The sequence below is a fragment of the Bacteroides sp. M10 genome, assembly GCF_014334015.1.
GTDB classification, from domain to species: domain Bacteria; phylum Bacteroidota; class Bacteroidia; order Bacteroidales; family Bacteroidaceae; genus Bacteroides; species Bacteroides intestinigallinarum.
Genome location: NZ_CP060488.1, coordinates 5261391 through 5281665 on the forward strand (window position 1 = coordinate 5261391; position 20275 = coordinate 5281665).

15 protein-coding genes are annotated in these 20275 nt (G+C 42.2%); 13 read left to right on the forward strand and 2 right to left on the reverse strand.

Annotation, left to right across the window (positions count from 1 at the left end):
- Positions 1–3: 3 nt before the first annotated feature.
- From H8796_RS19340 to H8796_RS19355, 4 genes are read left to right on the forward strand one after another with little or no spacing between them, the layout of a single operon-like run.
- Positions 4–1143 carry an ABC transporter substrate-binding protein gene (locus H8796_RS19340; protein WP_004289233.1) on the forward strand — a complete coding sequence of 380 codons (1140 nt, stop codon included), beginning with the start codon at positions 4–6 and terminating at the stop codon, positions 1141–1143.
- Entirely contained in the window at positions 1144–2124 is a 981-nt protein-coding gene (locus H8796_RS19345; protein WP_004311292.1) for an iron ABC transporter permease, read from the forward strand. It abuts the gene before it with no gap.
- On the forward strand, positions 2121–2879 hold the full coding sequence (locus H8796_RS19350) for an ABC transporter ATP-binding protein (protein WP_004289235.1): 759 nt from the start codon (positions 2121–2123) through the stop codon (positions 2877–2879). The genes H8796_RS19345 and H8796_RS19350 overlap by 4 nt, the downstream gene beginning before the upstream one ends.
- The gene (locus tag H8796_RS19355) at positions 2876–3442 is read left to right on the forward strand and encodes a DUF2284 domain-containing protein (RefSeq protein ID WP_004289236.1); all 567 of its coding nucleotides are present in this window, start codon (positions 2876–2878) and stop codon (positions 3440–3442) included. The genes H8796_RS19350 and H8796_RS19355 overlap by 4 nt, the downstream gene beginning before the upstream one ends.
- A gap of 583 nt (positions 3443–4025) precedes the next feature.
- On the opposite strand, the gene H8796_RS19360 is transcribed toward H8796_RS19355, so the two are convergent.
- Positions 4026–4280, reverse strand: coding sequence for a hypothetical protein (locus H8796_RS19360; RefSeq protein WP_008650625.1), 255 nt, complete (start codon positions 4278–4280; stop codon positions 4026–4028).
- Positions 4281–4356: 76 nt separating this feature from the next.
- Between H8796_RS19360 and H8796_RS19365 the strand changes: the two genes are divergently transcribed.
- The 3 genes from H8796_RS19365 (at position 4357) to H8796_RS19375 (ending at position 6071) form a co-directional block, all read left to right on the forward strand.
- Positions 4357–4773, forward strand: a complete 417-nt coding sequence (locus tag H8796_RS19365) for a DUF3408 domain-containing protein (protein ID WP_004327094.1) — start codon at positions 4357–4359, stop codon at positions 4771–4773.
- A 29-nt stretch (positions 4774–4802) separates the two neighbouring features.
- On the forward strand, positions 4803–5207 hold the full coding sequence (locus tag H8796_RS19370; protein WP_004315818.1) for a DUF3408 domain-containing protein: 405 nt from the start codon (positions 4803–4805) through the stop codon (positions 5205–5207).
- Between the two features lie 75 nt (positions 5208–5282).
- Entirely contained in the window at positions 5283–6071 is a 789-nt protein-coding gene (locus H8796_RS19375; RefSeq protein ID WP_004311277.1) for a ParA family protein, read from the forward strand.
- A gap of 108 nt (positions 6072–6179) precedes the next feature.
- On the opposite strand, the gene H8796_RS19380 is transcribed toward H8796_RS19375, so the two are convergent.
- Positions 6180–6341, reverse strand: coding sequence for a hypothetical protein (locus H8796_RS19380; RefSeq protein ID WP_153862836.1), 162 nt, complete (start codon positions 6339–6341; stop codon positions 6180–6182).
- A 987-nt stretch (positions 6342–7328) separates the two neighbouring features.
- Here H8796_RS19380 and H8796_RS19385 point away from each other — a divergent pair.
- The 6 genes from H8796_RS19385 (at position 7329) to H8796_RS19410 (ending at position 20274) form a co-directional block, all read left to right on the forward strand.
- Positions 7329–9209 carry a carboxypeptidase-like regulatory domain-containing protein gene (locus H8796_RS19385; RefSeq protein WP_004327093.1) on the forward strand — a complete coding sequence of 627 codons (1881 nt, stop codon included), beginning with the start codon at positions 7329–7331 and terminating at the stop codon, positions 9207–9209.
- Positions 9210–10119: 910 nt separating this feature from the next.
- Positions 10120–12990 (forward strand): TonB-dependent receptor, encoded by a 2871-nt coding sequence (locus H8796_RS19390; protein ID WP_004311273.1) that lies wholly within the window; start codon positions 10120–10122, stop codon positions 12988–12990.
- Between the two features lie 13 nt (positions 12991–13003).
- The gene (locus tag H8796_RS19395; protein WP_004312956.1) at positions 13004–14275 is read left to right on the forward strand and encodes a DUF4876 domain-containing protein; all 1272 of its coding nucleotides are present in this window, start codon (positions 13004–13006) and stop codon (positions 14273–14275) included.
- Between the two features lie 23 nt (positions 14276–14298).
- Positions 14299–15861 (forward strand): DUF6850 family outer membrane beta-barrel protein, encoded by a 1563-nt coding sequence (locus H8796_RS19400; protein ID WP_004327091.1) that lies wholly within the window; start codon positions 14299–14301, stop codon positions 15859–15861.
- Between the two features lie 30 nt (positions 15862–15891).
- Positions 15892–18066 carry a HEAT repeat domain-containing protein gene (locus H8796_RS19405; RefSeq protein WP_005651733.1) on the forward strand — a complete coding sequence of 725 codons (2175 nt, stop codon included), beginning with the start codon at positions 15892–15894 and terminating at the stop codon, positions 18064–18066.
- 6 nt (positions 18067–18072) lie between these two features.
- Positions 18073–20274, forward strand: a complete 2202-nt coding sequence (locus H8796_RS19410) for a HEAT repeat domain-containing protein (protein ID WP_004311266.1) — start codon at positions 18073–18075, stop codon at positions 20272–20274.
- Position 20275 lies beyond the last annotated feature (1 nt).

The window sequence follows — 20275 nt, forward strand, 5'->3', positions numbered from 1 at the left end:
AATATGAACGCATTAAAGAATTTAAGCCTGATTTTGTTGCTTTCTCTGGCATTTACAGGCTGCCACAACAAAAGCTCAAAAATCAATGATTTCAACCTGCTGCTTTATGCTCCCGAATATGCCTCCGGCTTCGACATCAAAGGGGCGGGCGGGAAGGAAAGCGTACTGATAACCGTCAGGAATCCCTGGCAGGGAGCGGACAGTGTAACCACATGGCTGTTTATCGTCCGCAACGGTGAAGAGGTTCCCGAAGGGTTTGCAGGACAGGTACTCAAAGGAGACGCCAAACGTATCGTGGCGATGTCTTCCACTCATATCGCCATGCTTGACGCAATCGGTGAAGTCCGGTGTATAACCGGCGTTTCGGGAATCGACTACATTTCCAACCCAGACATCCAAGCCCGCCGCGACAGTATTGGCGATGTCGGCTATGAAGGGAACATCAACTACGAGTTGCTGCTCTCGCTCGATCCCGACCTCGTTCTGCTCTATGGGGTGAACGGCGCAAGCGCAATGGAAAGCAAACTCGAAGAACTCGACATACCGTTCATGTATGTCGGCGATTATCTTGAAGAGTCGCCTCTCGGCAAGGCCGAATGGATGGTAGTGCTTTCAGAAGTCACAGGAAAACGTGAGAAGGGTGAAAAAGCCTTTGCCGCAATCCCGGTCAGATACAACGCCTTGAAAAAGAAAGTGGCCGACAGTACCCTCGGCACTCCTTCGGTTATGCTTAATGTTCCCTATGGCGACTCGTGGTTCATGCCTTCAACCCAAAGTTATGTAGCCCGCTTGATTACTGATGCGGGAGGCCGCTATATCTACCAGAAGAACACGGGAAACGCTTCTATCCCCATTGACTTAGAAGAAGCATATCTGCTCGCGTCGGATGCGGACATGTGGTTGAACGTGGGAATGGCGAACTCCCTTGACGACTTGAAGGCATCATGTCCGAAATTCACCGATACCCGATGTTTCAAAAATGGAGAGGTGTATAACAACAACGCCCGTACCAACACAGCCGGGGGTAACGACTATTACGAGTCTGCCGTCGTGAATCCTGACATCGTGCTCCGCGACCTCGTGAAGATATTCCATCCTGAACTGGTGCAGGAAGAGTGTGTGTATTACAAGCAACTGAAATAGATGCGTTCCCGTTCGACTATATTATTCTCCATATTGATTACGCTCACGGTCGGTCTTTTTTTACTGGACTTGGCCGTGGGAGCTGTCAACATTCCGATCCGCGATGTATGGGCAGCACTGACCGGGGGAAATTGTTCCCGTGCCACGGAAAAAATCGTACTCAACATACGCCTCATAAAAGCTATAGTGGCACTGTTGGCCGGGGCTGCCTTATCGGTCAGCGGTCTTCAGATGCAGACCCTCTTCCGTAATCCTCTTGCCGGTCCCTATGTCCTTGGCATCAGTTCCGGTGCAAGTCTCGGTGTGGCACTTGTGGTACTTGCCGGGATCGGTTCATCAATAGGCATTGCCGGAGCAGCGTGGGTGGGTGCGGCTGTCGTGTTGCTCGTGATAACTGCCGTCGGACAGCGAATAAAAGACATCATGGTAATCCTGATTCTGGGCATGATGTTCTCATCGGGCGTAGGTGCTGTCGTGCAGATATTGCAGTACCTCAGCAAAGAGGAATCGCTGAAAGCCTTTGTCATTTGGACGATGGGGGCTTTGGGTGACGTCACCTCCGGACAACTTCTGATTCTTGTTCCATCGGTGTTTGCCGGACTGCTGTTGGCTGTACTGACCATCAAACCGCTTAACCTCCTGCTGTTCGGAGAGGAATATGCCGTAACAATGGGACTGAATATTCGGCGTTCACGCAGCCTGTTGTTTCTCTCGACAACGCTGCTCGCCGGAACGATAACCGCTTTTTGCGGTCCGATAGGTTTCATAGGTCTCGCTATGCCTCATGTCACAAGAATGCTTTTCCAAAATAGCGATCATCATGTCCTTCTGCCCGGAACAATTCTTTCGGGAGCATCGATATTGCTTCTTTGCGACATCATTTCTAAAATATTCACCTTGCCGATCAACGCCATTACAGCTCTATTGGGAATCCCAATCGTCGTATGGGTGGTTTTACGCAACAAATCCATCACCGCATGATAGAATTACAGCATTTTTCCATAGGTTACAAAGAAAACTCGTTGCTCCACGAGGTAAATGCCACGATAAAAAAAGGTCAACTGACAGCCCTTATCGGAAGAAACGGGACAGGAAAATCGACGTTGCTCCGCGCCATAGCCGGTCTGAACCGGTGTTATTCCGGAAAAATCATTCTCGACGGGCACGACATCGCCTGCATGAAAACCGAAGATATGGCAAAAACGCTGGCTGTCGTCACGACCGAGCGCACGCGCATCGCCAACCTGCGGTGCAAGGATGTCGTAGCCATAGGCCGTGCTCCTTATACCAACTGGATAGGTAGGATGCAAGAAACAGATAAGGAGATAGTCATGCAATCGCTCATTTCGGTGGGAATGGAGGCTTATGCAAACCGCACGATGGATAAAATGTCGGATGGCGAATGCCAGCGTGTGATGATTGCTCGTGCATTGGCACAGGATACTCCTATCATTCTCCTTGATGAACCGACTTCCTTTCTTGACATGCCTAATCGCTACGAACTTGTGGCGTTGCTTCGTAGGCTTGTCCACGACGAGAAAAAATGTATCATGTTCTCGACACATGAACTTGACATCGCGTTGTCCATGTGCGATTCGATAGCATTGTTAGATACCCCGAATTTAAGTTGCTTGACCGCGTCTGAAATGCAGAAAAGCGGATACATTGACAGACTTTTCCAAAATGAAAACATCCGTTTCGACTCCTTATGCGGTACAATGATTTTGAAACAATGAGTATATACACTGTAGAAAATTTTACTTCAGACATCACTGTTGAAGGATACATCGCCGAATTCCGTGACGAACCACATTTTCTTGAACTTTGCAAACAATGTACCAATTACGGTAAAAGTTGGGGGTGTCCTCCATTTGATTTTGATACGGAATCGTTTCTCCGACAATACAAGTATGCACATCTTATGGCAACGAAGATAATCCCTGAAGACAAAGATATTCCGATTGAATATACACAAAAACTCATTTTACCGGAACGGATACGAATCGAGAGCGAATTATTGGATATGGAACGGAAATATGGAGGGCGTTCATTTGCCTATATAGGTAAATGTCTTCACTGCTCAGATAACGAGTGTACGCGTAACTGCGGCACACCATGCCGACACCCGGAAAAAGTGCGTCCGTCACTCGAAGCCTTCGGATTTGACATAGCCAAAACGCTTTCTGAACTTTTTAACATCGAACTTCTTTGGGGAAAGGATGGCAAATTACCTGAATATCTTGTTCTCGTAAGCGGATTTTTTCATAATGAATACGAACTTTGCAACATAGCATACTAATGATTCGGACATGAAATAAACAGACAAACTAACCACATTCGGTTCAATCTGTTTTGTGATTTCAAATGAATTATAGTTAGATATGTAAAAAGCGACGCTGGAGCTTGAAATAAGTAACGGTTTATCGGTGTATTCTCCGTTAAACCGTCCTGTTTTCGTTAAACGAAAACACAACTTGCTGTCCGCAGGAGCGGACCACATTTATCCAATAATTATTGTGTATTAGCCCATTGTATGGCTATTCTCCTGTGATTTACGAGGCATTTCCATCAGGTGTTTGCCGGCTGCTCTCCCCATAAAAGGGTGGATATCTCTCCATAATCATATGACTTACGTCCATAATTCGGGAATAAGGAGGCGAATATACGGGAAATCTGCCCTTTACATGCCCTATTGTCCATTAATGGATTGTTACTTCTACACATCTACAAATGGAGAGCGGCAGTGAGCCGTATATGGTTTATGGTTTTTCTGCATTATCTTCATTAATGGATTACTACTTCTACACTTCTGCAAATGGAGAATGTAGCCGTGTACACCTTATGGTCTTCCTTCATAATTCTCCATTAACGGATTAATACTTTTACACTCCCATAGACCGATAATTTAAGAATCCGTATCCGGACGGATGCGCGCTCTCACGCCTGCCCATAAGGATTAAAAAGGAACGGTGGACAAGGAAACGGAATCCCGCTCGCTTTTCCACACCACTACGGGCCTCTGATGTCGCCTCCGCATAGGAAGAACCGTCCGAACGGAACGGCATCTCCGTCCCCCCCGTCATGTGTATCATGACAATAACTGACTTTGGATGACTATAAGTGACAGGTGGTTTCATCCTGTTCTCTTCTTCCTTTATTTTGTATTCCGAGACAATACCAGTTGTGTAATTTAATAATTTAAGATTTTAAAATATGGATTCAGAAAAGGAAAAGAACCGGCTTTCCGATATCGTTCTCGAGAGGGTCGGACTCACGGGGAACCTTCTGTCAGCTCCCGTTTCCCCATCCCTGGAACCAGTGGTGGAGATACCAAGTCATGGAAGTCAGGTCCGGGCAGGGAAAGTGACAGGTCCGGAGGAATACAAGAGGAGGTTTCTGGTTCCCGCTCCCAGAGCCGCTGAGTGGAAGACCGCCTACATTGATGGGAGACTGCACCGCCGGATCGCCATGCTGGTCAGGGCCGCCGGCTGCGGCAGCATCTCCGGTTTTATCATCCGGTTGTTGGAACTCCATATGGAGGAACACAGGGAGGACATCGCCTCCCTGCTCGGTGAGGTCTACCGTCCCTGGGATGAGGACGGACAGCCGGGAGGAACACCTCGCCGATAAAACGTTGTCATTGTCCAAGAAGGCATATCATGACAGGAAAGAACGTAAAAGAGCGGATTGGTCTTGGCGGGATGGACGCGGACCGCATCCGTGAGATCATGGGGGAAGCGCCTGCCTGTCCCCGGAAGAGACGTGGAACGTCCGGTAACGACATTATACGTCCCGCAAGGAAAAATGGCCCCATGCAACCGTCCGTCTACGGGGAGGAATACCTGCATGGCATTGCGGGCGTGCAGCGTCGGTCGCTGCATATTCCCGCCGCCCTGCACCGGAAACTGTCCATCCTGGCGGGAGCCTCGAGAAACGGAAAGGTCACTCTGGAGGGGTTCATCAACCACCTTGTCTCGCGGCATCTGGAAGAATACAGGGAAACGACGGACATGATTCTGGAGGAGTCCCTGCCCGGCCCGGTCATAAAGGCTCGTCCCCCATGACAGGGGATCTCCCCCGATGGGAGCATTATTTTTGTTTCTGAAACAATAGTGTTTAACTTTTAATGAAAAAGAAGTATGATGAAAAAAGAAAAAGAGTTGTTGGTTGCCATCGCCAGCCAGAAGGGTGGCGTGGGAAAATCCGTCTTTACGGTACTGCTGGCCAGTGTCCTGCATTACCGCAAAGACGTGCGTGTGGCGGTTGTGGACTGTGACTCCCCGCAGCACAGCATCGCCCTGATGCGTGAGAGGGACATGGAGAATGTCATGAAAAATGACGACCTGAAGGTGAACCTGTACCGGCAGTACGAAAGAATCCGTAAGCCTGCCTATCCGGTCATCAAAAGCGACCCGGAAAAGGGGGTGGAAGACCTGCGGCGTTATATGGACGAAAAAGGGGAGACTTTCGATATCGTGCTCTTCGACCTTCCCGGAACGCTCCGCAGCGAGGGGGTGGTTCATACCGTTGCCGCGATGGACTATATCTTTGTCCCGCTCAAGGCGGACAATATCGTCATGCAGAGTTCCCTGCAGTTTACCAAGGTGCTGGAAGAGGAGCTGATCGCCAAGGGGAACTGCAACTTGAAAGGAATCCGGCTGTTCTGGAACATGGTGGATAGAAGGGGACGGAAGAATTTGTATGATGCCTGGAACCGGGTCATCCACAGGATGGGGCTGCGGCTGCTGTCCTCACACATTCCGAACACCCTCCGCTACAACAAGGAGGCGGACCCTGTCTGTAAGGGTGTCTTTCGTTCCACGCTGTTTCCACCCGATCCCCGTCAGGAGAAAGACTCCGGCCTTCCTGAACTGGTGGAGGAGATATGCCATGCCATCGGTCTGGAGGAATCCGATACCGAGCGGTAGCGGATGATAGGATACAGACACCTTGAATAAGGGCTTTTAGCCTAAGATAAAGTAAGATAATTGCATGATAATAAGTTTTTTACAGATGTGACTTCTCCTATAAAAGCATTACCTTAGTAGTGTAATGTGCGCCAAGAGGTCACACAAGTAATTGTTCAGCATCGTGTCTGAACCTATTGTTCCATCAATAGTAGCCTGAAGAGGCGTACGTGACTGGCAACGGTCGGGTGCGAAGCCCTCTTGACAACGACGTTCCAACCTAAGCATCATAGGCGAAGAATGTCAAAGCTGACTGATATGAGTAACCTAAGTGAATCGCCGTACCATCGTGACTATGAATTAGCTCACGGATATTTATGGGCCATTCCAAAAGGCAAGCAGTCAGGATAGTACGCTGTTACATCGTGCTACACGGATGTCGCACTGCTGGTGGATAGGCGGAGTCTAAGTCGGTCGTCAGTTATTTGTGCGAAACTTGGTAAGCCCGTATCTCTCCCGTCAGCCAATAACCGATGGGTGGCCAATTGTAAGAGCGGCCGAATGAGGTGCGGGTAAAGGATTGTGGAGAAAGCGAATGCCATGGTGTAATGCCCTGGATAAAGGTTTCAACGTCACCCTACGCGAAAGCGGGCAGACTTCCACAGGGTAATTCTTTGTGAAACGAATTGTAGAACTTCAAGTATAAAGAAACAGCAAAGGAACAAGGCGCAAGCCGAGTGTGCATCTTCAGCCGGACGCAAAACCGTGTGGAAAGGAATAGACTTCGCACGATGCGAACGTAAGGTATCAATCGTTCACTGACTGCTATGTTCGGTATTAATGCAGACTGAATCCTTAATCATTTATCCAAACTCTTGAAATATCAAAGCCTGATTTAAGTGCAGATAACTGATAGAGTTTGGATAAATGGAAAGTTTGAATAAAATACATTATTATCAATTTCTACAGATATTTTTCCTTGCGCTCACACCCCACTGCATATTTGAGAAAACAGAATGATTTAACATACTATTTTTCATATCCAATCTTTTTTAATACTCCCCATGATAATACTCACTATAAAAAGTCCAATCGAATAATTTTACGCGGTGATAAATGAAATTAATAGAAAGCGATTACCTTTGAAGAAAAAGTCTGTAATTTGGTCAAGAGAAAAGTACAATAGGTCAAAACATGGATATTATAATTCGCTTTATTTGCACTACCATTTTAAATCTAATTGTATTAATCCTTATTATAAACTTTAATATCTGCACTATGAAGAGAAAAGTACTATTAAGCACATTGTTTCTAATACTACATTTCACTGTAGCATTAGCACAGCAAGTAACTATTTCAGGGCAAGTGTTGGATGAGAAGAGTGAACCTCTTATCGGTGCCACGATAAATATCGAAGGTACCACCAATGCAGTAATCACCGATTTAGAAGGAAAGTTCACGATAAAAGTACTTCCTTCTGAAAAACTGGTCATCAGTTATCTGGGATATAAGCCCAAAACTATCACTATCGGAAAGAACCGAAGATTTGATATCATTCTAGACCCTTCAGTCACAGAGATGGATGAGGTGGTTGTTGTAGGCTATGGTAGCCAGCGAAAAAGTGATATTGCAACCGCCGTTGCTTCTGTGAATATAAAAGATATTGTAAACAGTAGTTCTACGCAGACGTTGCAAGCACTACAAGGCAAAATCAGCGGAGTACAGATTATCCCCACAGACGGTTCATTGTCAAGCGGAATGACTTTCAGAATCAGAGGTGTCAACTCCGTCACAGGAGGAACCCAGCCTCTCTTCGTCATTGATGGTGTACCAATGCCTACTCAACAGATCACCAATGAAGATACCGAAACGGTAAACAATCCTCTGCTGGGACTGAATCCAAATGATATTGAATCCAATTTGAATTATTGGAATCCTCGTCCTATCAAAAAGGATAATCCATATTTGACCGTCCAAAGGAAGCTCTCTCCACAGACTGTGGAGGATTTCGCCAATAGACTGTTCATCTACCAGGTAGGAAAAAACAATCATATCGGCTTTCCATTCCGCAAACCCTCCCAGATGGAAATCCTTAACTTTGAAATGAGGAACTATTTTGCAGAGACCAATACCAATTATAAAGCCTTTGCCACGGGTGGTGACAAGGCACAAAGCTGTTGGATGGCCAATTTTGTTCCTTTTGACAAGGTTACAGACATATATCTCTTTGAATCCGCTATTGACGCAATGAGTTTCTACGAAATAAACCATTATACTAAAGAAACCACATGCGCATTCATAAGCACGGGGGGATATGTCACCAAATCCCAAATAGAGAATATAAGCCGTATATTCCCATCTGATAAGGTAAAGTGGAATTGTTGCTATGACAATGATGCCAGCGGTAATGGTTTTGACATCACCACAGCATATTATCTCAAAGGTGAGGAATGTAAAGCTTTTGCAAGGACCAACACTGGAGACACATATAAGACCATCTATTTAAGTTTCCCGGATGGAAACACACAGACCTTCAAAGAAGATGCATTTTCCTCCGGCGAGTATCTTAAACAACATGGTATAGACAATGTAAATATCATCAAACCTTCACGGTACAAAGATTGGAATGAGCTTCTTGTCTATTACAAAAGATTTGATTTGAACCTGGGTCCAGGAATGAAATTCATCCCGGCTATCGAAAAGACCATATCCCAACTGAATCTAAGAGGATATGAACAATTGGCCAATAGTATCAGTTCTTCCACAAAAGAACTGGTGGATTCTCTGCTTGAGCAAGCCAATTACTGCATTTCCGCACCTCTTGCCGAGAGCGGCGCTTATACTCTTATGGTAGACTGTAATATCTTCATGGGGCTGGACACGATGGTACCGGTACCAAGCAACTTATATGTTATAGAAAAGTGCACGCAAAAAAAGATATCGGCACATGCCATAAATGAATTTCTTAAAAAAGAATATATAAACATTTTTAGAGACATGAGTTCATCTGATTTCAAAAATTTTCTAGAGAAAGACATCCTAACTTATACAAAGGGTGCTGTAGAAAAGAATTTTGAGAAAGTGATATTGACTTTCGGATGGAGCCTTAAACCTTCAATTCTAAAAAAAAAGAGTTTTGACTTAGAACATGGTATATAGCATAACAATACAGCATGATACCATAATAGTAGCTGTTTCAAGCAGACATGTTGTCACAATTCCTGCCAGGTTTAATGGAATGATTCTCGGGCTTTGGAACTTGATACAGATTTTCGTTGCCTACTGTAATGAGAATCCGAATTGGGTGAGTAATGTCCGGTCACTGTGGGGTGACCGATTCAAATAGGGACAGGTATGGAACGGATGCCTATTCATGCCCCTATTATAGCTGACACATGGACTTTTATACATTCTTGCACTTTTTAAGTGGGTAAAAAAGTACTATTTGTATTTTATACAAAAAATTGTTTGCTTAATGAAATGGAACATACATTGCCAATGATATTTAATACCTATATATAGGTATTAGATGCGTTTTTATACCCAAAAAATGGTATTTTTATAATCTTTTGTAATATCTAATTTTGCGTCCTAAAATAGATCTTTTATCGAAGAGAGATACAGTTTCCTTATATTTGAACTGGGGCTTCTGTAAAGTGCGATAAATATGAGGCTGGAACGGAGCTATCAGAAGAATTTTGGAGAAAATCCGTTTTTTAACTTAGTTAGATCTATCAATGAAAATATAAGTATTTATCTGCGTTGTATTAAGATATAGCATATCAGAACTACAACCATCCCGTTTTTTATTTAGATTTGCAGTTTGCTTTTAATCACTCAAGATCCGTATTACTATGTATGGAACTTAAATAAAGTACTAATATATATTGGATTTTCCTAAATATAATGCAGTTGCTATATTGTTAGACAACAGACGGTTGAGGTCTGTGAGATTATGCAACGGCACCAACAAAAACAACATGTATTTTTAATAATTTTAGTTTTGTTACACACAATGGTTTGTTTTAATTTAAAATTTACATATAATTTTGCATTATTAATAAATATGATGTTACTTATGAAAAAAGGTATTTTGGGGTGTAATATTATATACTTGTTTATACTTATTTGCATAGGAATTGCCCTCCCTATCAAATCGCAAAACAATTACAAAGTAAAACTTACAGGCACTGTTTATGAGTACGACCACAACAACAAGCGTTTGCCTTTAGAATTTGCAGCTGTGTCTATTCCTGAAATTGCACTAGGGACAACCTCTGATGAAAATGGTAGATACATACTGGAAAACGTACCTACTGGTAAAATTCGTATGCAAATTCAATATTTGGGCAAAGTCTCCATTGACACCTTAATAAATGTAAATAAGGATTTGGTTCTTAATTTTACAATGAGGAATGAGGATTTTAAGTTGAAAGAAGTTACAGTAACTGCAACCAACAGCCGTTCAGGCAAATCCACATCTTCTCACATTTCCCGCTCTGCTATGGACCATATGCAAGCGACCAGTTTATATGATGTAATGTCATTGATGCCAGGTGGAATTTCACAGAATCAAGATATGAGTTCGGCACAACAGATTAACATCCGTCAAGTTTCCAGTTCCAGTGGTCCGGAAGCTCCGATGAATGCTATGGGCACCGCAATAATTCGTGATGGTGCCCCCATCTCAAATAATGCTAATCTATCTGCGATGAGCCCTACGGTATTAAGTGGTACGGAAACACCCGCTTCATTGGCCGGAGGTGCCTCGCCGGCTGGTGGAACCGATGTTCGTAGTATTTCTACTGAAAATATAGAGTCTATACAAATCGTTCGTGGTATCCCTTCTGTTGAATATGGTGATCTGACCTCAGGAGCAGTAATTATTAATACAAAAGCTGGTCGTGAGCCGCTACGTGTCAAAGCAAAAGCCAATCCCAATATCTATCAGGTGTCTATGGGAACCGGTTTTGAACTTGGAAAAAAGAAAGGCGCTTTAAATGTAAGTGCAGATTATGCTTATAATACGAATAATCCAATATCCAGTTACCAGCACTATCAGCGTGCCACAACAAAGTTGCTCTATTCAAATACTTTCTTTAATAATAAGTTACGTACCAATTCCAGCTTTGATTTTATTTATGGTAAGGATCAACGTGAACGTAATCCTGATGATGAACAAACTAAAACAGCTTCGGAAGGCCGCGATATAGGTTTTACTTTGAATACCAATGGTACATGGAATATAAATAAGGGCTGGTTAAAAACACTACGCTATGTATTGTCAGGTACGTATATGGATAAAGACAGTTATTATGAAACCGTATACAGTTCTGCTACATCTCCTTATTCCATGACCACTACAAACGGTGCGGTACTTAGTAACTTTGCAGGTCAGCATATCTATGATGCCAATGGTAATCAAATTACTAATTTTGGACCGGAAGACATAAATCATTATGCTGTTTATCTACCAAGCAGCTATTTGGGACACTATGAGATCGATAGTCGTGAAGTTAATTTGTTTGCTAAAGTGACGAGTTCTCTATTCAAGGCGAGCGGTCATGTAAACAACCGCATCTTGATTGGTGCGGATTTCCGGAGTGACGGTAACGTTGGTAAAGGAAAAACTTATGACCCAAGTACTCCTCCTTATCGTAGTCAATACGGTCATAATTCATCTTTCCGTCCACGTAACTATAAGGATATTCCTTTCATTAACCAATTTGGTGCATATGTGGAAGATAATTTCAAATGGTCCATAAGCGGTACGCATGATTTGAACATTCAGGCTGGTGTGCGTTATGATCATACCTCAGTAGTAGGAGGCATTTTCTCGCCACGTGTAAATGCATCCATTGATTTGATTCCGAATCTATTAAGTCTTCAGGGAGGTTACGGTATTGCTGCAAAGATGCCTTCTCTTCTCTATTTATATCCAGAAAATGCATATTTTGAATATATCAATATAAATGAGCTTACCAATGAAAATATTCCGGAAAGCCAGCGCTTGTTTATGACTACCACAGAAGTTCGGCAAGTAGATAACTCAGATTTGAAGATTGCCCAAAATCATAAAGCAGAAGTCGGTTTTAATTTACGAGTGGGTAAAACCAATCTGAATGTAATAGCTTATAAGGAGCGTCTGAAGGATGGTTATGTAATGAGCCAAACCTTCAACACCTTCAATACATTTATCTACAATGAATACCAGCGCACAGAAAACGGGATAGAGCTTAGTAGTAGCCTACCGGTATTGTCTACTTATGCAAAACCAACTAATAATTTAAATATAGAAACTAAAGGTTTAGAATTTGATTTGAATATCGGACGTATTGATGCTATCCGTACGGCCTTCCAAATAAATGGCTCATGGATGCGTACTAAGAGTTGGCGTCAGGGTTATAGCTTCTATGACAATAGCGAAGATGCTGCTTCAGCCCGTAAACCGGTGGCCATTTATTCTCAAGAAGGCAATGCAAGTTACAAACAACAATTTGTAACGACTTTACGTGCCACTCACAATATCCCGCGTATCGGTTTTGTTGTTACGATGACAGCACAAGCTATTTGGCAGCAGTCTAATTGGAATACATTTGGAAACGATTCTATACCTGTGGGCTATTTAGCATTGGAAGATGCGTCTGTAAATATGTTTCCCAAGGGGAAATATACCACTACCCAGCAAGTAAAGGATGCAGGATATGGATATATGTTGAATAATGTAAGTCATAATAATGCTATAAAAGAATCATACAGTCCTTATTTTTGTTTTAACTTGAATGTAACTAAAGAAATTAGCAATATGCTACGTGTTTCTTTCTTTGCCAACAATATGTTCAGAAGTTATCCGCGCAGAGAATCCAAACGTAATCCGGGTTCATATATTCAATTGAATAACCGATTTTTCTTTGGGCTGGAATTATCACTCACTTTATAATGTTTAGGAAGTTATGAAAAAATATTTAATATATTTGTTTACATTGGCAAGTACCCTTTTGATAGGATGCGATTCGTTCAGGGACATGTCTGGCACAGCAGAAGTGAATCCTATCACAGTGGATGTATATTTGGATATTACCGTTGAAAATATATCCACACTGAAAGATCTGACTGTAAAGTTCGACAATTACGATGAAGATTTACATTATGTAAAAGAAGTAACTGATAATAGTGTGAAAGTTGACGGAATTATCCCCGGAATTTATTCGGTAACAGTATCCGGTACAGCGATCGATACAGAAAACAATGAATACTACATCAATGGCAATTCTGTAAATGCGGCATTATTTAAGCATGGTAGCGCATTGAATATTGAAGTACAAGGGCTTAAAGTGAGCCCATTAATATTCAAGGAGATTTATTATTGCGGTAGCCGTCCGGAAAAAGGAGGAGTCTATTTCCGAGACCAGTTCTATGAGATATACAATAACTCTGCTGACATTTTGTATTTGGACGGTATTTATTTCGCAAATTTAACTCCGGGTACAGCTACCACTAAATTACCTATTTGGCCGGAAGCGGACGGTAATAATTATGCATATGGAGAACGTGTGTGGAAATTTCCAGGAAATGGAACCGAATATCCGTTAGCGCCAGGTGAATCTTGCATCATTTCTCAATTTGCCGCTAACCATCAGTTGGACATCTATAACCCTCAAAGTCCTATAGACGGCAGTAGTTCTGAGTTTGAGTTTAATATGAATAATCCAAACTTCCCTGACCAGGCAGCTTATGATATGCAACATGTTTTCTACCAAGGAAAAGCAGAGATGGGAAGTATACCACAATATTTGACATCCGTATTCGGAGGTGCTTATGTGATTTTTCGTGTTCCTGAAGGAGAAGCTTGGGATCCGGTCAACGATGAAAATATGAAGACAACAGATCTTAGCAAACCGAACAGCAATGTTTATTATGCAAAAATACCTATTAAATATGTATTGGATGCTGTTGAAGCAGTAAACAATGAGTCAAAGATGAATGCAAAACGTGTCCCCGGTGTACTTGATGCAGGTATTACTTGGGTAGGAGCTACTTATTGCGGTTTAGGTATTGCTCGCAAATTGTCCACAGACGAAGAAGGTAATCCTATTATTCGCGAAGAAACAGGTACATATATATATCAGGATACAAACAACAGTACGGATGACTTTGAACGTGGCGTTGTTCCTGTAATGCGTCGTAATGGAGCAAAAATGCCTTCATGGAATCACACATTGTAATAATTAACTAAAAAGACAGAACAATGAAAAAACAATATATGAACTATATGAAAAGCTGCCTGCTGGTAATGATAGCCTGCCTTGTAAGTATGGTGGGAGCGGCACAGGGCTTCTCTCCCGCCGCTATGGAACAATTGAAAACAAGACGACTATGGTCTCATTCACAGAATGCTGCCGGTATGCCATTCGATGATATTCAGAATTATTCGAATGTTATATTGGGATATGACTTACAGGACGGAAACTATTGCCGTCCGCAAGAGGGGCAGAAAGAGGCTATCGTAGGTGTATCCAGTGAAGGCTTTATCAATCTGAAAAATGCATATGTGTGGGGAGCATTTAATTTTGCACAAAAAAATCTGACAGATGCCGGATATAACGCCTCCATTGCCGATCCATTCAGGGGAATGCCTTACTATGTCGCAGACCAGCACTTAAGCAAATGGAGAAATCAATATTACGATCTGAAGTTTCGTGCAGCTACTCCTTTACTTGGTAATCATTGGGCATTGGGGTTGGAAGGTAATTATGTAGCTACATTAGCTGCCAAACAGCGCGACCCGCGTGTGGATACCCGTTTTTATACGCTGGGACTGACGCCGGGGATTACTTACAAGTTGAATAATTCACACAAGTTTGGTGCAAGTTTCAAGTATAGTTCTATCAAGGAAGACTCAAGAATGAGTAATGTCAACTCTTATGTGGATCAGGACTATTATATATTATACGGTTTGGGAACAGCCATAAAAGGAATAGGCAGCGGTGTAACCAGCAATTATATTGGAGACCGTTTCGGTGGAGCTCTCCAGTACAACTTCAGTATGCCCTCTTTCAATTTACTGCTTGAGGGCAGTTACGATGTAAAAGCGGAAACTGTTCAGCAGAGCTATACGACTCCTAAAAAAATAGCCGGTGTAAAAGATAAAACTGCTCATGTTTCTTTAACGATGATTCAGGAAGGAAAGGACTATACCAATTATATGAGAACCACATATACAAATCGTAACATCGATGGTATTCAGTATATTTCTCAACGCGATAACTCTGAATCACAAAGTGGCTGGGTGGAATTATATAATAACATCCGTTCTACGTACAAGGCACAAACCGCTTCTCTTAATTATGCATTAAGCAGAAACCGCGGGAATGAATATAGTTGGAAAGCAGAATTAAATGTGAATTATACCAAGCAAGACGATGAATATTTAATGCCTAATTCTGTACAGAATGCAGAAAATTTATCTTTAGGCTTAGGTGGCAAAAAAAATTTTGTTTTAGGCAATAGTTTGAATCGCAGGCTTTTAATAGATGTTCATGTTGCGTATAACAATAATCTGGGAGGTGAATATGTATATGGTGGCAGCCATGCAGACTATCCAACTGTAACCGAATTACAACAAGGGCTGACTAATTATTATACCTGTGATTACTATCGTATTGGCGGGTCGATAACGTATTCGCAACAAGTCAGAGAAAACAGACGTATGAACTTATTTGCAAAAGTTGTATTCGATCGTGTAAATACCTCTGACTATGATTATGATGGGCGTACTCATTTATCGATAAGTTTAGGATGTAATTTTTAATGCTACATAACGAAATCTATATTACAAAACATGCGTAAATTAATAACTGGAAGTTTGATGCTCTGCAGCATATTATCTCTGCGGGCACAGACATTTGTTAAACCGGCTGTGAAAGTAAAGGACACCTCTTTTGCTGTAATTACAGATAAAGGGACATTTCAGGCTTGTGAAGCCGAGCTTAAAGCCTATCAGGAGATTCTAGGAATGGAAGGGTTGCCTACGTTCATCGTATACAATGAATGGAATAAACCGGAAGATGTAAAGAAAGTTATTGTTAAGCTCTACAAAAAGGATAAATTGGAAGGAGTGGTATTTGTCGGTGATATCCCTATTCCAATGCTCCGCAAAGCCCAGCATATGACTTCCGCTTTTAAAATGGATGAGAAAAACAATGACTGGAGAGATTCTTCAGTGCCCAGCGACCGTTTCTACGATGATTTCGACCTACAATTCGATTTTTTGAAACAGGACAGTGTCGAAAATAATTTCTTCTATTATAATTTGGCTATAAAATCTCCACAGCAAATTCGGTGTGACATATATTCTGCACGTGTCAAAGCTGTTGATAACGGCGAAGAACCGCATGCGCAAATCAGCCGCTATTTTAAAAAAGTGGTGGCTGAGCACCAGATAAACAATAAATTAGACCAATTCTTCTCCTATACAGGTGATGGCTCTTACTCTAACTCATTGACTGCATGGACACCGGAAACCTTTACTATTCGCGAACAAATGCCGGGCGTATTCGATAAAGAGGGACGGGCCCGTTTCATCCGTTATAATTTCAGCGATTATCCCAAGGACGATGTCATTAATATGCTGAAACGCACAGATCTGGACTTGTCTATTTTTCATGAGCATGGTATGCCCGAACGTCAATATCTTTCCGGTAGTCCCGCTACTAATAGGTGGAATGCTCATGTAGATGCAATGAAGTACTATTATCGTGGTTTAGCGCGTAGAAAGCAAAACAACAAAAAGTCTTTCGACGAAATGCTGGATATGATGAAAAACACATACGGTTTGGACACTACTTGGATTGCAGGCTATGATGATCCCAAAGTAATTGCAGAAGATTCTTTACTAGACCTGCGCACCGGTATTATCCTGTCGGAAGTTACAGAGTTTAAGCCTAATAGCCGTATGGTAATTTTCGATGCATGCTATAATGGTGATTTCCGGGAAAAAGATTACATTGCCGGACGTTATATCATGTCGGAAGGAAAATGCGTAACTACTTTTGCCAATTCAGTCAATGTACTGCAAGATAAAATGGCAAACGAGATGCTCGGCCTGTTAGGTATGGGAGCACGAGTGGGGCAATGGGCTAAATTGACGAATATTCTCGAATCGCACATTACCGGTGACCCTACTCTACGTTTTCAATCTATCAATGAGGTAGATGCCAATGCTTTGTTCAAAGAACCATATAGCGAGTCCCGCATGTTGGAGTTATTACAGTCGCCCTATGCCGACATACAGAATTTTGCTTTGCACAACCTTTATCGCAATGACTATCCGGGTATTTCTGATTTATTAAGAAAAACTTTTGAAACTTCCTCGTTCATGATGGTACGTTTCACCTGCTTGGCATTGCTTGAGAAGATTAGTGACAAAAACTTCCGGGAAGTCTTACACTTGGCCATTACGGATTCCTATGAATTTATTCGTCGCACCTCTGTTCGTATGATGCAACATGTGGGACTGAACGAGTATGTTTATCCGCAAATCAAAGCCTATGTAGAAGACAACCTATCCGAGCGTGTGGCATTTAATGTGAGTTTGGGGCTTCAAGTCTTTGATCAGGCAGCCGTACAGGCGGCAATTGATAAAGTAATGGCTGAGACCTATGTGTTGCAAGACAAGGAGGAGATGCGTAAGGTTTTGGAGAATGCCAATAATAGTCGTAGCATGCAAAAAGAGTTATTAAGCAAAGAAACTTCCGAACGTTGGCGCATCCTTTATTGCAATTCTCTGAAAAATCATATGGCACATGCCTGTGTAGACGGCCTCTTGGCTTTACTTACCGACTCCAGTGAAAGTGAAAAGCTAAAAACCTGTTTATTGGAGGCTTTTGCTTGGTTCACTCATTCTTATCGGAAGCCTGACATCCTTCGGGTATGCGATCAACTGAGAAAAGATAAGAGCTTATCCGAGAACCTTCGTGAAGAAGCCGACCGTACATATTACAGACTTAAAAATTAATTGGCCATGATTAAAAAAATAATATATCTGGCATTTCTTTTGCCATTGGCAGGAAATGCACAAACAACAGTCATAAAGCCATTGGTCAAACAACCTACCGCTTTTGCTATCATAACAGATAACCAAACTTATGCAAATACCAAAGATGCCATGCATCAGTACAAAACTGCGGTTGAAGATGATGGTTTGGCAACTTATCTGATCAGCGGTGACTGGCAAAATCCAGATCAAGTCAAACAGATAATCATCAAAACATATCAAGAATGCCCTTCATTGGAAGGTCTGGTTTTAATCGGCGATGTGCCTGTCGCATTGGTACGTAATGCGCAACACATGACTACTGCATTCAAAATGAATGAGAAAGCCTTTCCTTGGGATCAGTCTTCCGTACCTACCGACCGCTTTTATGATGATCTGAACTTAAAGTTTGAGTTCATCAGGCAAGACTCAGTAAATCATCAGCATTTCTACTACAAATTGACAGAAGACAGTCCCCAGCGGCTAAATCCTACTTTCTATTCAGCTCGTATCAAGTATCCGGAAAAAAAGGAAGGGGATAAATATGCGGCCATTGCCTCATATCTGAAGAAAGCTGCTGCTGCCAAGGCAGATAAGCATAATCAATTAGATCGGGTATTCTCATTCAATGGTGCTTCTTACAATTCCGATTGCCTGATTGTATGGATGGATGACGAAAAAGCTTATATGGAGAACTTTCCATTAGCTTTTGGTCGTCAAATGGGATTCAAACATTGGAACTTCCGAATGAAACACCCTATGAAATATAAGTTATTCAGCGAATTGCAACGAAAGGACCTTGACTTATTTATGTTTCATGAACATGGAATGCCAACAGGGCAGCTTATTAATGATGAATTGGCATGCACTGATTTCAATAATCGTTATAAAATGTTGAAGAGTACACTTTATAATGCAGTCATGTCCCATGTTGGAAAACGTGACAAAGACACCTTACGTATTCAGATGCAGGAAAAACGACAAGTGAATGAGGTGTTTTTTAAAGACCTGGACAATCCTAAGTTCTGGGAAGCAGACTCTCTTCACTACGCTGATGAACGTATCGTAACGGAAGATTTAATGAAGAGAAATCTTTCCACTAATCCGAAGATGATAATGTTTGATGCGTGCTACAACGGTTCTTTTCACGAAAACGACTATATAGCAGGACAATATATCTTTAATGACGGTCAGACATTAGTAGCACAAGGAAATACCCGTAACGTATTGCAAGACCGCTGGACTATTGAAATGATTGGTTTGTTGTCCCATGGTGTACGAGCCGGGCAATACAATAAGCTAATCGTATCACTTGAAGGTCATTTGTTTGGTGATCCCACTTTCCGTTTTGCTCCTATCGAAGCCAATACTTTAAGTACCGATATAACAATACACAAAGATGACAAAGCCTATTGGAAGAATTTGTTAAACAGCCCATACGCTGATGTACAAAGTTTGGCCATGCGTATGCTGGCTGACGCCGATACCCAAAAGGAATTATCTCCGTTGCTCCTGAAGAAGTACCGGGAAAGTGGCTTCAATACGGTTCGTATGGAAGCTATCAAGTTGTTGAGCCGTTATCAGGACGACAACTTCATCGAAGCATTACGCGAAGGTTTGAACGATACTTATGAAATGGTAGCTCGCCAAAGTGCCATTTATGCTGGATTTGTAGGTGACGATTCCTTATTGCCCGCTATTGTGGAAGCATTGGTCGAACATAATGAACGCTTACGCGTACAAATGAGTGCCAACAAGGCTTTAAGCCTTTATCCGAAAGAGAAAGTAGAAAAGACAATAGAAGACTTTTATGCAAAAGTTGACCGTTTGAATGAAAACGAAGAGAAAAAACGATTACTAAGAAGCCTGGAAAGAATGTTTGTACAAGAAGCAAAAGTCCATCAGACCTTGATGGATGTAGCTGCACCGGAAGCAAAACGTATCAGTGCAATCCGCAATGTGCGTAACTATACATTCCATTTCCACGTGGATGATTATTTGAATGTAATTCGTGATGCCGGTAATCCACAGGAAGTACGTGTAGTAATGGCCGAAGCATTAGGTTGGTTTACTAATTCTGTACAACGGCCACACATTCTTGAAGAAATAAAGAAGATGCAACAAACAGCCAATCTTCCGGAAGATTTAAAAGCAGAGCTTGAACAGACAATCAAAAGATTAAGTTTATAAA